Source organism: Thermoleptolyngbya sichuanensis A183 (assembly GCF_013177315.1).
GTDB classification, from domain to species: Bacteria; Cyanobacteriota; Cyanobacteriia; order Elainellales; family Elainellaceae; genus Thermoleptolyngbya; species Thermoleptolyngbya sichuanensis.
In genome coordinates this window covers 3438722-3453504 of the sequence record NZ_CP053661.1, presented here as the reverse complement: position 1 = coordinate 3453504, position 14783 = coordinate 3438722, and the positions used below count along the sequence as shown (strand labels likewise).

The following is a 14783-nucleotide window of genomic DNA, read 5'->3' as shown; positions in this document are numbered from 1 at the left end:
AAATGAATTAATTCAAGCTTGGTTCACTCAAAACTTGACTCAAAACTTGCAAGTGATTGGGGAGGCTTCCCGCTCGCTCTCTTCAACCCTGCAAGCTCATCAACCAGAAGTCCCTTGGGCCGACTCCATCATCCGCGCTAGCTTCTTTAGTACCTGTAATGCCCCCTGCCACTCTTAAGTGAGCGTATAGAGCGAAAAGACCCGCGACAAACTGTACTGTTTTTCTGGTCGCAGCACTAGCTTGATAAACAGCACATCATCCCCATTGGTCAACATTCCGTACTGGGGCTGGTCTGACTCAGGGGTTGCCATCATGTAGGCTAATGCCTGGGGCAAGGCCGATCGCGTTGAGATTGTCGTTTTCTTCGATTCCAAGACCAGCGCCCAAAACTGCCGCTGCATAATCAAAACATCAATGCGCCCCCGCAAAATTTCTTCGCCATCTATAACCGTCACTTCCACGCCTGTCTCTGCCTGCATCCGAAAGGGCGGGTCGTAGAATCCGGTCTGCTCCAGAAGAGGCGAAGCCACCAGCAGCATCACCGAGCCTCCCAGCAAATCCCCTTCAGCCCGATGATAAAGTAACCGTTGACGCAAAACTTGCAGCCTTGCCCGTTCAGCATCATTCAACTCCGGCAAATCCTGCTGCCATTCGGTAAAAAATTGCTCATCTTCCACCCGGCGTAATCCAAACCGAGCTTCCACTTCAGATAAGCTTTTAACCGCGTCGGTGACTGCAATGACTTTTGCCATGATGGGTTCCCTTCACCGGAGTCCTAATCATATCAGGGACAAATCAGGGACAAATCTTTTAAGTAGATAGACCAGATTAAAAAATAGATCCTGAACCCTGCGCCGCCCGCGCAGCGGGCGGCGCAGGGTCTTTGGGTTTTATATCTATTAATGTCTACCTATTTATCAACGGGATGTGCAACTTTGCCAATCCTCCTCATCCTAAATCCAGAGCGGGAGAGAGACTTCAAGCCTCTGTTGCTCCCCTTCTCCCGACTTGGCAGAAGGGGTTGGGGGATGAGGGAAAATTGAACGTTGCACATTGCGTTTCTAACATTGCGGTTTTAACATCGCGTTTCTAGTTTTTAGCATTGCGTTTTTGTCAGATAGCAAAATCTCGCTTCAAAGTCCATTGCCGATCAGGATAAACGGGGCCCAGAAAAACGGCGGCTGGTTGTCTTGAATGAGACTGATCTGGGCCTGCTGGAGGGCTTCTGCTTTGGAGATGGTTTTCTGATTCAGCAGTCGGTAAAACTGGGTCATCAGCGCCTCGGTGCCTTCGTCGTTGACCCGCCACAGCGAGGCGATCGCCGCTCTGGCCCCGGTGCGCTGCATCTGGAAGCCAAATCCCAGAATTTCTTCGCCATTGCTCTCGCCGCTCACGGCGGTCTGGCAGGCGCTCAGCACGATTAGTTCCACATTGGGCAATGACCAGCGCGACGCATCTTGAAGCGTGACGCGATCGCCATTCCCAAACACAATAAACGTTTCCTCCGGCGAACCCGCCACAAACTGCGCGTGGGTCGCCAGGTGAACTACCGTATAGTCATTCATGCGGGGCACGGTTGCCTGGGGGCTAAACTGGGCATCAATCAGCTTTTGCGTGTTGGGAATCTGGGCTGCAATATTCTCTACCTCGATGCCTGCAAACGGCAGCCCCGGAAACCGCAGTTCTCGCGTCCCCACTCGCACGCTAACTTCACCCTGCACAAACGCCCCTGCCAGCACCCGCAAGTCGCGCTGGGGTCGTCGATCAAACTCTGTGAGGGAGGCGGCGGTAATGTAGTTAACCCGGTAGCGCTGGGCCAGCCATTGCGTGCCGTCGTGCAGCGCCGCCAGCGGAATGTAGCGCAGTTGCCCGTCTGGGGCATAGACAATGGTTTGGGTGTTGGCTTGGGCCAGGTCTGCTTCGAGCGGCCGCACCAGCCAGTTGTAAAGTCGCTGGGCGCTGGGTCTGGGGTTGACCCGAATGTCGGTCAGGGATTGCCGCAGTTCCAAAACTGCCTGATTGAGCTGGGTGCGCGGGACGTTCACCGTGCGGCGGATGGGCGGCGAAAAGGGCGTAACCAAAATTAGCTCTAGCCGATCGTCTAGCACCAGCGGATAGAGCAGGACGGCGTTTTGATTCAGGTTTCGCAGATTGTTTTGCAGCGCGGTGAACTGCACCGGGTCAATGTTTTGGCGGCGCGTGGTGCGGCTGAGCTGATCTAGAGCGGCGGCCACCTCTGGGCGATTGAGGAAATCATCGAAGGTGCGGGCCAGGTTTTGCTCGGCGGCGACCAGCACGGCGAGGCGCTGCTGCTGGGCGGGGGTGCGGCGGTCGGGGGCGATCGCCCGCAGCCTGACCAGTTCCCGTCCCTGGGCGATCGCCCGATCGTAGAGGTTGAGCATGTTTCGCTCTTCCTCAGAGAGGGCAATGCCGCGTCCCGTCTGCTCGTTGCCGCGCACGTCGCGCAGATAGTCGTCTAGTTCCTGCACCTTGAGCAAATCCAAGACCTGCTGCGCCTCCAGCACCCGATCCTGGCGCAGCAGCAGATCTGCGAGCAGGCGATAGGTGCTGGCTACCCGGTCGGTGTAGGTCTGCTGAATGTCGGGGTTGGTCTGTTGCAGCCCGGCCCGCAGCGCTTCCCACAGGTTCACCGCCTGCTTTAGGAACACGATCGCCATCGCGGGCTGGTCTTGCTCCAAAAAGAGCCGCCCCAGGTTTGCCAGGGTGCGGGCTTCGCCCTCGCGATCGCCAATTTCCTGCTTCACCAGCAGCGAGTCTTGCAGCATATCCATCGCCTGGGGATATTGCTGAAGCTCGACATGCACCAGTCCCAGGTTGTTGAGCGCAGTGGCTTCGAGGGAGCGATCGCCAATCTCGCGGGCAATGTCCAACTGGCTTTGCATGGCGGCGATCGCCCGGTCATACTGGCGCTGGTTGAGCCACAGCACTCCGATGGCTCCCTGAATGGCAGCCTCGCCCTGGCGATCGCCCTGTTCCTGGGCAATTCGCAGTTCTCGCTCCAGTCGAGTCATCGTCTCCCCAGCGGGCTGCGAAGCCACCTCTCCCTCGCCGCCAGCCGTCCGAGCTTGTTGCACGCGGCGATCGGCCTCCTCTGGCTGGCCTAGCGCCCGATAGACGACCGCCTGATTAAGCAGCGCTGTGGCGATGCCCTCGCGATCGCCCACGTCCTGAGCAATGGCTTGCGCCTGCTGCAAATTTTCCAGGGCCAGAGTATAGTCGCCCGTGGCATAGTAGGTCACGCCCAAATTGCCCAAAATCAGCCCTTGCCGACGGCGATCGCCCGTTTCCTGGGCAATCGGGAGCGCCTGGGTAAAGGCCGCAATGGCTTCGGCATATTGCCCCAGGCTGCGATGGGCTTCGCCAATGTTGGTTAGCGCAACCGTGCGGCCGGGGCGATCGCCCAACTCCTGATAAATCGCCAGCGCCGCCTGCCATCTGTCTAGCGCAACGGCAAACTGACTGGCGCTATAGGCCTGTACGCCCTCTCGCAGCAGGCGATCGGCCTCATCCTGACGGGTTGCCGCTTCTAGCGTCTGCGGCAGGTTTGGGGCTTGAGCCTGAGCGCTCTGCCCCACCAGCGCAGCTAGCAAACTCAGACCGCCGATTAGACTGGTGAACAGCAGCAGCCAAGATCGAGATCTGGACTGGGAATGGCAGGAATCGATTGACGGAAGCGTCATGGCTGAACCCGTAAAGTTAACCGTTGACCACAGTTGACCGCAGTTGGCCGCAGTTGACCGCAGTTGACCGCAGTCCAGTGGAGACTAGGATTTTGCCTCCAGATCGGCTCCACACAACAGTTCTAACACCTGTTCTGCCGTGATCAGCCGCTTTAGCACGACTTGCCCAATCGATGCACTTGATCCGTCTGCTTGGATCGTAGGCGATGGACAGACTTCTACCATCAGTACCGACTCTTCGACCTGGTGCAGCCAGAGGCGCTCGCCCCGCTCCACGATAGAGAGCTGCATCCGCTGGATATGGGGCGGTCGCCGCCAGGCCCGCTCATCCCACAGCCCGCCAAATTCCCACACGCGCCCCACCGTCCAACCATCCGATAGAAAAAAATACTTCACAGGCTCCCACACCGATTTGTCTATTCAGTCTGTTGGTTCAATCTGTTGGTTCAAGCTGCTGGCTCAAGCTGTTGGCTCAATCTGCTGGTTCAAGCTGCTGGCTCAAGCTGTTGGCTCAATCTGCTGGCTCAAGCTGCTGGCTCAAACTGCTGGCTCAAGCTGCTGGCTCAACGGCTCAAGCTCCTGGCGATCGCCCTCATGTCAACACAGATGTCAATCCAGAAGCATAAAAATCACAGAAGCATAAAAATCACCACTCGAAGGGCGATCGCTCCGAGTGGCATCACTCAAACTGTCATTGGCCCCTTGCTGCTTAGAATACCGGGTTGCCGAGTGGATTTATCGCAATCTGGCTTCAAAGACGTTGGGATCTGCTTCTGGAAACCTGATGAACCCTATTAGGACTTACGCAGTTGGACAATTTCTCGCGGGCACATCCCACCAGAAATTGTCCAAACCCCAAGGAGCTTATCGCAAGTGCGTAAGTCCAGTGCTAAGTCCTGCCTATAATCTGGAACCCTGGCTATGAGGCAACCAGGGTGCTGCCATGCCGCTTTAGGTGCCAGGCCCAGGCGTGGGAAATGATATCGTCAATGCGGTTATACTGCGGCTGCCAGCCTAGAATTTGCCGGGCCCGGTCGGCGCTGCCGATGAGAGCGGGGGGATCTCCAGGGCGGCGATCGCACGCCTTCACCGGAATGTCCCGTCCCGTAATCTGACGCGCCGCCTCGATAACTTCCTTCACCGAGAAGCCGCTGCCATTCCCCAGATTAAAAATGTTGCTGCCGCCGCCGTTGAGCAGGTATTCCAGCCCCAGCACATGGGCCGAAGCCAGATCGGTCACATGGATATAGTCGCGGATGCAGGTGCCGTCGGGGGTGGGATAGTCCGTGCCGAAGACCTGAATGGCATCGCGCAGCCCCAGCGCCGTTTGCAGCACCAGGGGAATTAGGTGGGTTTCGGGGTTGTGATCTTCGCCGAGCCGTCCGTCTGGATCGGCTCCCGCCGCGTTGAAATAGCGGAAAATCACCGATTGCAGGCCATAGGCTACGCCAAAGTCCTTCAGCACCCGTTCAATCATCAGCTTGGTTGCGCCGTAGGGGTTGATGGGGTTCTGGGGATAGTCTTCGGGGATGGGCACGACGCTGGGAATGCCGTAGGTGGCGCAGGTGGAAGAAAACACCAGCTTGTTGATCCCGGCAGCGTGCATTGCTTCTAGCAGCGTCAGCGTGCCGACTACGTTGTTGCGATAATACTTCGCGGGTTCTTTGACTGATTCGCCCACATAGGCATAGGCGGCAAAGTGCATAACTGCGTCGATGGTGCGGCTGGCAAAGATTTGGTCGAGCAGGAGGCGATCGCCAATCTCTCCGACAATTAGTTCCGCTTTCAGAACGTCTTCGACTAGCTCCCGATGCCCATACACCAGATTATCCAGAACCAGAACCTCGTATCCCGCTTGCTGGAGCGATAGCACCGCATGGGAGCCGATATACCCCGCACCCCCCGTCACCAAAATCGTCGGTTGATTGGTTGAACCCATGACCAAACTCCTAAAGCGAAGTGCCATCTGATGCTTACCTATGTCTACTGGGAAAGTAACAGGCAAGTTTAATTTTCTTTATAAAGATTTAGTGAATTTATCGGTTTTTACGGAAAGAATCAAGCCTGGATCGGGAGTCATCCGGGCTTGATTCTTCCAAATCTCAGTCCATCGCTAGGGGAAATCATAAGAGCGGCGAGACTGCTGGGCAGGAGAATCCGATGCGGGAAGCTCGCCCATTTCTGCGTTCATCGACACGGCGTAATGAACCAGTTGCAGCAAGCGCTGTCGGAGGGTGCCCAAACCGAGGCGATCGCCCGCCGAAATAAACAACGCCTGCGGAAACTCCGACTGAGCCAGCGCCAGCGTGTCGCCGTCTACTTGGTCAATCTTGTTAAACACCAGCAGCGCCGGCCCCGGCGTAATCGGCATTTCGCTCAAAATCTTCATCACCGAGCGGATTTGGCTTTGCCAAGCCGGATGAGACAAATCCACCAAGTGCAGCAGTGCGTCTGCTTCAGTCACCTCTTCTAGCGTCGCCCGAAAGGCATCCACCAGCGATGGCGGCAGGTCGTGGATAAAGCCCACGGTGTCTGTCAGCACCAGTTCCACAGGTTCCTGGGTTTCGGCATCCGTCACCACCAGGCGGCGGCTCGTGGGGTCGAGCGTGGCAAAGAGCTGGTCGGCGGTATAGACCTCCGCATTGGTTAGCGCGTTCAGCAGGGTAGATTTGCCCGCGTTGGTATAGCCCACCACCGCCACCGAAGGCACGTCTCGATGCTGTCGGCGCTGTCGCAATCGGGCCCGATGCGCCTGGAGCTGGTTGACTTCCTGTTGCAGTCGGGCAATCCGCCGCTGAATCGCGCGTCGCTCGGTTTCTAGCTTGGTTTCTCCTGGGCCTCGCGTGCCGATGCCGCCCCCCAGTCGAGACATATCGCGCCCTCGCCCAGTTAGCCGGGGCATGGTGTATTCCAACTGCGCCAGTTCCACCTGGAGCTTGCCAGCCCCCGTCTGGGCCCGTTGGGCAAAGATATCGAGGATTACTTCCGTGCGATCTACCACCCGCACGCCGATCTGCGCCTCCAGGTTCCGCACCTGGGCAGGCGACAAATCCCGATCAAACACGATCAGGTTTGCGCCGACGGTCTGGGCGGCTAGGGCAATTTCCTGGACTTTTCCTTCCCCTACGACGGTTTGGGGATGGGGGTGGGCCCGCTTTTGCGAGAGGACTTGCACCACGTCGCCGCCTACCGTTTCTACCAGCCGCGCCAGTTCCTCCAGCCCTGCCTGAAACTGCTGAGCCGAAAGGTTGTCGGTCATTACGCCTACCAGCAACGCGCGATCGTGATCGACTTCGACCTGCTGCGCCACAAACTCGCGGCGAAATTCTGACTCCAGCCCTTCCGTTAGCTCCAGAAAGTCTTGCTGGCTGACCCGATCGAGGCTGAGAGGCTGCGAAACGGTCCAGTTGGCCTCAGGATGGGGAATCAGGTGGGCCAGATAGGCTTCGCGGATATAGCCCGTTGCGCCGCCGCCGCGTCGCTCGAAGCCTTCGCCCGTCATCACCAGCAGCACCAGTGCATCTAGCCGTTGTAGCGCCATTGCGGTGAGGGCCGCGCTGCTGGGGGGTTCCGGTTTGAATTTGGTGGCCACACAGCGGATGCCGCTGAGACGCTCTGCGCCATATCGCGGGAGCTCTTGTGGCGGAATTTGAGTTTGTCGCAGAGTGCCCACTCCCACGCGAATCACCTGTCCCCGGCGATTAATATAGGCGCAAACGGGCTGACCAATCTCAGTGCTAACGGCCGCGAGGCGTTGGGCAAATTCGGGGGTCGTCAGGCGATCGCCCGGAAGTCGCTGGTGATAGAGCCGCTGCAATTGCTTGATCTGGCTGGGCTTGAGTCCCTGCAAGTTGCCAAAAATCGTTTCGATAGGCACAACGGATCGGCAGTCCGATCCCCTAGCTCGACTCCCTCATTTTACATGGCAGGTCTGGGATGGCTGTGTGGAGGTTAATAAGAGTTGAGATCCGTGCCGATTTGAGTCGAACTTCGGGCAAATGGCGGAGCAAAACGATCCATCGGGCGTGATGTAGGCGCTGTGCAAATCTTTTGTGAAGATTCAAGCTTGACTCATTTCGCCATATTTCACGGATACTACGCAAGTAAATTCAGAGAAAATACGCAGGGCGATCGCCACCGTACTAAATTTCAAAAGGTAAACTCCGGGATAATACATAAGCACATTAAGACTAATCTTACGATCGATAACAATCAATAGAATTGCTTTAAAACCTTCAGCGTCTTGGCGGATTGACGTAAGGTTTTTTGCGCCTTAAAGACCTAATTAATATCGATTAATAAAGGGTTGAAATGCTTTCAAATGAGGGGTTTTGCCCTCTTTTTATTAAAACTTGGTTTTGATTATAGTTGGATTAGTAAAGCCGATTCAGGTTTTTTCAATTCTAATTGATCTTGTTCTTGAGAGTATCGCATCGCTGACAAATGAAACAAAAACAAAACATAAGCGAGGGACATGCGAGGAAAAATTAAGTGGTGAAATCTGAAAACTTTAGGGCATTTTAGCAAACAAGGCTGAAAAATCAGGCTTCGGCAGCAAATGCTTTTCGAGAATCAGTAGTTTCCCGTAGTTGCCAAAGACCATTTTCAAGAAGCCGAGTTGTGAAATTGTCTCTAATGATTTCTCTAGTGATTTGAATTCAGCGTCATGGATTAGTTCGAGTTTGACCAAGTTTGACCCAGTTCGACCAAGTTCGATAACAATGACTAGCTCTACAGGCTCTACTGGCTCTATCGAGCATCTGCATTGACAGACTTTATCAGATTGACCTTTTGGCAGTGCTTTTATAGCTCGTGAGGGTCGTGAGCGATCACGAAACCCTTGCCTCTCATGGCAAACGCGCCTCGCGATGCAAGGAAACTCTATAAGGTTTTGCGATCGCAATTAGGCTACGCAAGTTTATAACCGCCTTCCAGATAACTTTAGAAACTGAGAATATTCAGATGCGGACATCGTGAAGAACGCTTGCCGTCATTTTGTCACGACTTTTTCAGGCGCTTTTTCAATTTTCCAGTCTTAGTTTTTCTGGCTGATTTAAGTGATTTGTTTAAGTAGTTTGTTTAAGTAATTTTCAGTGGGCTTAGCCTGCGATCGCCAACTCGATTAATACATCCAGAATTCTTTCTTCACCTGTCTTAGTCTATTCTTCTCGTCTAAGTTCTTATGTCTATCCATAGCGGTATTAGTCGTCAAATCCACCGTCGAAGTTACTACAGCTAGCCTTGTTTGTTGTGTGTGAGGAGTTGGGTCATGTCTCGGGATGCACTCGTTGTTGGAGTTAATGCTTATCAGTTCTTACAGCCGCTCAAAGCCCCCGCTAGAGATGCAGAAGCGATCGCCCAAATGTTGCAAACCTACGGCGAATTTCGGGTGCAGCGACTGCCCGAAGTTGTGCAGGTAGGGCAGCCCAAAATCGGTCAAGCGACACCCGTTTTTTTGCGAGATCTAGAAACTGCGCTGGTCAATTTATTCAAGCCCAAAGGCAGCAATATTCCCCAGACTGCGCTGTTTTACTTCTCTGGACATGGCATTCAAAAAGAAGCGGGGATTCACGAAGGCTACCTCGCAGTCAGCGATGCCAACCCCGATGCGGGATTTTACGGACTGTCGCTCTACTGGCTGCGGCGGCTGTTGCAAGAAAGCCCAGTGCGGCAGCGAATTGTGATTCTGGACTGCTGCCACAGCGGCGAGTTGCTCAACATGCTGGAGGCAGACCCCGGCGCACGGACGGGAACCGATCGCCTGTTTATTGCGGCCTCGCGGGAATATGAAGCCGCCTACGAATCGCTCAATAGCGACTACAGCGTTTTGACCCAAGCGCTGCTGGAAGGGCTAGACCCGCGCCACGCCAGCACGGGCACTGTGACGGCGCACTACCTGACGGCCTGGGTGAGCGATCGCCTCAAGCACGAACTCCAGCAGCCCTTGTTTGAAAACTCCGGCAGCGAAATCATCCTGACGCGCTGCGGCATGGCTACTTCCCCCCTTCTCCCCAAAACCCCGGAAAAGCCGGAGATTTGCCCCTTTCGCGGGCTGGAGTGCTTTGAGGAAGAACACGCCGACTTCTTCTTTGGGCGCGAAGAACTGACCCATCAACTGGTCGAACGACTCCGCACGAGTCCCTTTGTCACGGTGCTGGGTGCGTCGGGCAGCGGCAAGTCGTCGCTGGCGCGGGCCGGGCTGATGCACGAATTGCGCCGGGGGCAGCGGCTCGCAGGCAGCGATCGCTGGCGACTCAAGCTGATTACGCCGGGCGAAAACCCCCTGCGGAGCCTGGCCAGCGCTTTTGTCGATCCAAACGCACCAGAGATCGAGCGGGCGGAGCAAATCCAGCGGGCAGAGACCTTTTTGCAAAGCGGCGGCACGGGGTTGGCGCGATTGGTTCGGGCTAGCCTGCCCAACAGTCCCACTTCCAGCCCAGTCTCCACGCTTCCCTCTGGGGCCGTCCGTCCGCGCCTAGTGCTGATTATCGACCAGTTCGAGGAGGTGTTCACGCTCTGCTGTGGCTCTCAGGCGGAGACCCTACGGCAGCAGTTTTTCCAGTGCTTGACCAGTGCTCTGGCCCAGTCGGAAGACTGCCTTAGCATAGTTGTCGTGCTGCGGGCAGATTTTTTTGGCAAGTGCCTGCAATATGCGGGGCTAGCGGCTCAGATCAAGCGGCAGATTCTCAAAGTGCTGCCCATGAGCTATGAGCAGATTAAAAATACGATTGTGCGCCCTGCCAAACGGGCCGGGCTGATTTGCGAACCCAATCTTGTCTACACGATGCTGCTGGACGTGATTGGGGCACCGGGAGAATTGCCGCTGCTGCAATATACGCTGCGGGAACTGTGGGAACAGCGCGAGCGATCGCCCCAGGGCGCACCCTCCAAGCTGACCCTCAATGCCTACACAGAACTGGGCGGCGTGCGGGGCACGCTGCAAAAGCGGGCGACGGACATTTACAACAGCCTGGAGCCGGATGAGCAGGCGGCGGCGCGGCGCATTTTCCTGACGCTGACTCGACTGGGTGAAGGCACGGAAGACACGCGCCGCCGCGCCGCCAAGGATGAGTTAGTTAGCCCTGCGTTTCCCAGACCGCTGATCGAGCGCACGCTGGAAAAGCTGGTTGCCAGCAAACTCGTTGTCACCAGTCGGGGCAGCGAGGGCGATCGGACGGAAGGGAAGATGCGGAGTCGCCCATCGGCAGAATTGCTGGATGTGGTGCATGAGGCGCTGATTCGCAACTGGAGCCTGCTGCGGGGCTGGCTGGATGAGAGCCGCGAGATGCTGCGTCGCCAGCGGCGGATCGAACAGGCGGCGCTGGAGTGGGCAAAGCTGGGCAAACCCACCCGGCACGAGTATTTGCTGGGGAGCGATCGCCTCCAGGATGCCATCAGCTTCCAGAAGACCTATCCCCAGGAGCTTTCGACCCTGGCCCGAGAATTTCTCAGCGTCAGCGATGCCGAAAACCGTCGAGTTCGTCGCAAGGCTGTGTGGGTAAAGGTGTCTGTGCCGTCTGCCCTGGCGCTGGCGGTGGCGCTGTCGTTGGGGCAATATCGCACTACCGTAAAAACGCAGGCCGAGAAAGATTACCAGACGATGGTGGCCACCTCGCGGGCGCGAGCGGCGATCGCCCAGTCGATGTTGCAAGAGCCAGACCGAGACGCGATGGCGGCCCTCGTGGTCAGCCGACTGGCAGCGGCCCAGGGCGCAACCTACGAAGCCGAATCGAGCCTGCGGGCTGCGCTCCAGGACTTGCGGCTGCAAATCTGGCTACCGGGGCATCGCGGCGCAATTCGCCAGTTGGTCCATAGCCCCGATCGTCGCTATCTCGCCACAGTCAGTGCCGACGGCAGCATTCGCCTGTGGGCCAGCCCCGATCAGGTCATCTATGCCGACACGACCGCGAAGCCGCTGCGGGTGTTCACCAGGCCCGGCGACGCTAAGGCAGAGATTACGGAAATTGCCTTTAGCCCAGACGGCAAGAAGCTGGCTGCGATTTTGCTCCACAATGCCGACACAACCGCCAAATCTGCGACTCAGCTTTACCTCTGGGACGTGGACACTGGAACTCTGGCGCAAACCCTGCCGATGACCCAGCCTGCGACCCAGCTTCGCTTCAGTCCTGATGGCAACTGGCTGGCAACTGTGGGCGATTCGCAAACCGATCCCGTCGGGAGTCGTACCCTTTCCCTCTGGCATGTTGAAAGCGGTCAGCAGGTGGCTCAACTCACCCAAGAGTGGCCGATCCAGACGCTCCAGTTTAGCCCCCAGGAACTATCCCTGCTCATCGCAGGACAGTCGGGTATGGTGCAAATCTGGAAGATTACGCCCGCTCAGCCGGAGTCCTCAGAAGCAGAAGCGACTGCTGAAGCAAACGACCCAGCGCAACCCACGCCCCCGGCCCCGGCAGCCCTGACGCTCACGGGCAACCTCGATCTCCGACAGCACATTGCGCTGCCCTACACGGGCGGTATCCTGCACGCCACCTATAGCCCCAGCGGCCGGTGGATTGCAACGGCGGGAGCCGATGGCATCGCTCGTCTGTGGGATGCCCAAACGGGTACGCTGGAGATGACACTCACGGGGTTTGCCCAGACTGCTCAGCAGCCGCCCGCCCTTAGCCAGCTTCAGTTCAGCCCCGATGAAACCCTGCTGGCGGCGGTGTCGCCTGGGCAACCTATCCGGGTGTGGGACTTGCGGACTGGACAGGTGCAGCAAGATCTCTCGGTGGGGCGGGGGAAGACTCCGCAGCCCATCGTGCGGGCGATCGCCTTTAGCCCGCGAGGAAATCTGTTGGCCGCCGTCAGCGGGGCCACCACGCAGCTTTGGAACCCGCACACAGGGCAGCTTGTGGCGCTACTGCAAAACCCCAGTGGCCCTGTAACCCGCCTGCAATTCAGCCCTGGGGGAACCCACCTGGCAACCGGAGATGACGCGGGTGATGTTTACCTGTGGTCGGCTGAGGCGGGCGGGGAACTGCCCAGCATTGCTATTCCAGAGGGTGGTGTGTCCTGGCTGGCGTTTCTGCCCGATGGCGGGGTACAGTCGGCAATTCCCGCAGGGATCGCTTCGCGAATCGCGCCAGCGTTGCAAAGTAAAACCGCCTCTTCTGGCGACGAACGGGGCAGCGAGCGACAGATCGGGCTTCCGGCAAATGGGGCGCTGCTGTCGATTCGGCGCGATGCGGCTCCCCAGAGCTTGCGCCAACGCCCCAAGTTCACCCTGGCCGCAAAGCAGGCGGAGGACGCTGCGGAGGCGCTGCTGGCGGAACCCGAAGACCGTTTGCTCGACTCGACGGCTCCGCTGCCCGGAACCCTCAGTCTGGCACTGGTCACCGCTGAGGGCATCTTGCAAAACTGGGCGTTTTACGCCGATCGCTCGACAGATCCCTACGTTGAAACCGTGGTCCAGGAGATGCCCGACGCAATCCACCTGCATCGGCTTAATCCGAGAATGCTCTGGCAGCAGATCAAAACCTGGATGCCGCCCGATCGCCCTGCTGCGGACTCAGACTCCAGCGCTGACGCAACTGCATCTCAGCCTGCGCCTTCTGGAACCGTTGCCGAAGAGGCGCAAGAGCAGCCGAGCATCACTCAGCAGATTCTCTCCCGGTTTCAGCAAACCTCAGCGCGGGCTGCACGGGTGGCGGATGCAGAGGGCACATCGGGGCTGACCAGTTTTGCGCTGAGTGCAGATGGCGAACTGATGGCGATCGCCACTCGCGAAGGGCAGCTCGAGATTCGTCGGGTTCAGTCGGCCGACAAACAACCGCTACCCGGCTCAGCCACCACTACACGGCTGCACCAGCTTTTGTTGAGTTCCTCATCCCCGTCCGGTAATCCATCGGGTAATCCATTAGGTAATCCATCGGGCAATCCCGTTACGATTCAACAGTTGGCGTTTAGTCCTGATAATCGGCTGCTGCTGGGGTTGGGCAGCGACGACCGTGTGCGCCTGTGGCGGGTCGAGTCGGGCGAGTTGGTGGCAGCGCTAGAGGGGCATCAGGGGGCAATTCCCGTAGGGATCGCGTCGCGAATCGCCACGGCCCGCTTTAGCCCAGACAGCACGCGAATTGTTACTGCTGGCGCAGACCACACTGCGATTGTGTGGGATGCCCAGACTGGCCGGCGACAGGGCATCCTCAGCCACACGGCCCCGCTCACCAGCGCCAGCTTTAGCCCCGATGGGTTGAGCCTTGTCACCACCACTCGCGATGGCACGGTGCGAATTTCCGATGCCACCACGGGCGATCCGCGCATGGTGCTGAGTGGCCACCAGGGCCCAGTGCTGGATGCCCAGTTCAGCCCCGACGGGCGATCGCTCGTCACCGCGGGCAGTGATGGCACGGCTCGCCTGTGGAACCCCCACACAGGGACAGAGCAGGCCCAACTCCGGCCTGCCACCGAGTCGCCTGTTACCATTCAGCGGGTGTTCTTTACGCCCGACGGCAGCTACGTCGCCACGCTGGCCAGCAACGGCCGCCTGTATCTGTGGGCGGCAACCTGGGACACCCTGCTAAAGCTGGCCCGCGATCGCACATTGCGCCAGCTCAGCCCGGACGAGTGTCGCCGCTATCTGCGCCTTGCATCCAGCGAGTGCCCCCAGGTGGACTTGGGCAGCGACTATGCGCCTCCCCGTTCCCCCAGCACCCGGATAAACTCCAGCGGCAACCCGTCGGAATCTGCCACAAACGCGACTTCGTAGATGCGATCGCCGATCATCTGCTGCGTCGGCTCCAGCAGCACCTTCAGCGCATCGCCCTCGCCTGCGGCGGCCGCCTGGGCAAAATCTTGCTGCAAATGTTCCAGCCAGTCCGGCAAACTCTCGACTGCTTCCGTCAGGTCAAACGATAGGTGATAGTAACCCGTGTAATGCTCATCCCCAAAGGCATCTGCTGCGGCCCTGGGCTGGGGCACCTGCAATAGCTCGATGCGTCCGCCTAGTCCCTCCATCCAGCAGCCCAGCGTGATGCCCGCCGTGAACCGCTCGCACACCGTGAAGCCCAGCCGCTCATAAAAGGCGATCGCCCGAAAGATATCGGCAGTGCGAATTGAAGCGTGATGCATGGCTCGCGCAA

General features: G+C 58.0%; 8 protein-coding genes. 2 read left to right on the top strand and 6 right to left on the bottom strand.

Annotated features, from left to right (window positions below):
* Positions 1–174: 174 nt before the first annotated feature.
* The 3 genes from HPC62_RS14395 to HPC62_RS14385 all read right to left on the bottom strand — a co-directional run bounded on the left by HPC62_RS14395 (position 175) and on the right by HPC62_RS14385 (position 4098).
* Positions 175–753, bottom strand: coding sequence for a type I restriction enzyme HsdR N-terminal domain-containing protein (locus HPC62_RS14395; protein WP_172356762.1), 579 nt, complete (start codon positions 751–753; stop codon positions 175–177).
* A gap of 381 nt (positions 754–1134) precedes the next feature.
* A complete protein-coding gene (locus tag HPC62_RS14390) occupies positions 1135–3702 on the bottom strand; it encodes a CHAT domain-containing protein (protein WP_172356760.1) in 2568 nt (855 codons plus the stop codon).
* Between the two features lie 84 nt (positions 3703–3786).
* A complete protein-coding gene (locus HPC62_RS14385) occupies positions 3787–4098 on the bottom strand; it encodes a hypothetical protein (RefSeq protein WP_068515815.1) in 312 nt (103 codons plus the stop codon).
* Between the two features lie 32 nt (positions 4099–4130).
* Between HPC62_RS14385 and HPC62_RS14380 the strand changes: the two genes are divergently transcribed.
* Positions 4131–4328, top strand: coding sequence for a hypothetical protein (locus HPC62_RS14380; protein ID WP_216655261.1), 198 nt, complete (start codon positions 4131–4133; stop codon positions 4326–4328).
* A 293-nt stretch (positions 4329–4621) separates the two neighbouring features.
* Here the strand turns inward: HPC62_RS14380 and galE are convergent, their stop codons facing one another.
* Positions 4622–5641 carry a UDP-glucose 4-epimerase GalE gene (gene galE / locus HPC62_RS14375; RefSeq protein ID WP_172356756.1) on the bottom strand — a complete coding sequence of 340 codons (1020 nt, stop codon included), beginning with the start codon at positions 5639–5641 and terminating at the stop codon, positions 4622–4624.
* A 174-nt stretch (positions 5642–5815) separates the two neighbouring features.
* Positions 5816–7573, bottom strand: coding sequence for a GTPase HflX (hflX, locus tag HPC62_RS14370; protein ID WP_172358965.1), 1758 nt, complete (start codon positions 7571–7573; stop codon positions 5816–5818).
* 1398 nt (positions 7574–8971) lie between these two features.
* Here hflX and HPC62_RS14365 point away from each other — a divergent pair.
* Entirely contained in the window at positions 8972–14410 is a 5439-nt protein-coding gene (locus HPC62_RS14365) for an nSTAND1 domain-containing NTPase (RefSeq protein WP_172356754.1), read from the top strand.
* Here the strand turns inward: HPC62_RS14365 and HPC62_RS14360 are convergent.
* On the bottom strand, positions 14329–14772 hold the full coding sequence (locus tag HPC62_RS14360) for a VOC family protein (protein ID WP_172356752.1): 444 nt from the start codon (positions 14770–14772) through the stop codon (positions 14329–14331). The genes HPC62_RS14365 and HPC62_RS14360 overlap by 82 nt on opposite strands.
* Positions 14773–14783 lie beyond the last annotated feature (11 nt).

Coding starts and splice junctions, on each gene's coding strand:
- HPC62_RS14395 (WP_172356762.1), bottom strand. CDS start 753: ATGGCAAAAGTCATTGCAGTCACCGACGCGGTTAAAAGCTTATCTGAA.
- HPC62_RS14390 (WP_172356760.1), bottom strand. CDS start 3,702: ATGACGCTTCCGTCAATCGATTCCTGCCATTCCCAGTCCAGATCTCGA.
- galE (WP_172356756.1), bottom strand. CDS start 5,641: ATGGGTTCAACCAATCAACCGACGATTTTGGTGACGGGGGGTGCGGGG.
- HPC62_RS14365 (WP_172356754.1), top strand. CDS start 8,972: ATGTCTCGGGATGCACTCGTTGTTGGAGTTAATGCTTATCAGTTCTTA.
- HPC62_RS14360 (WP_172356752.1), bottom strand. CDS start 14,772: ATGCATCACGCTTCAATTCGCACTGCCGATATCTTTCGGGCGATCGCC.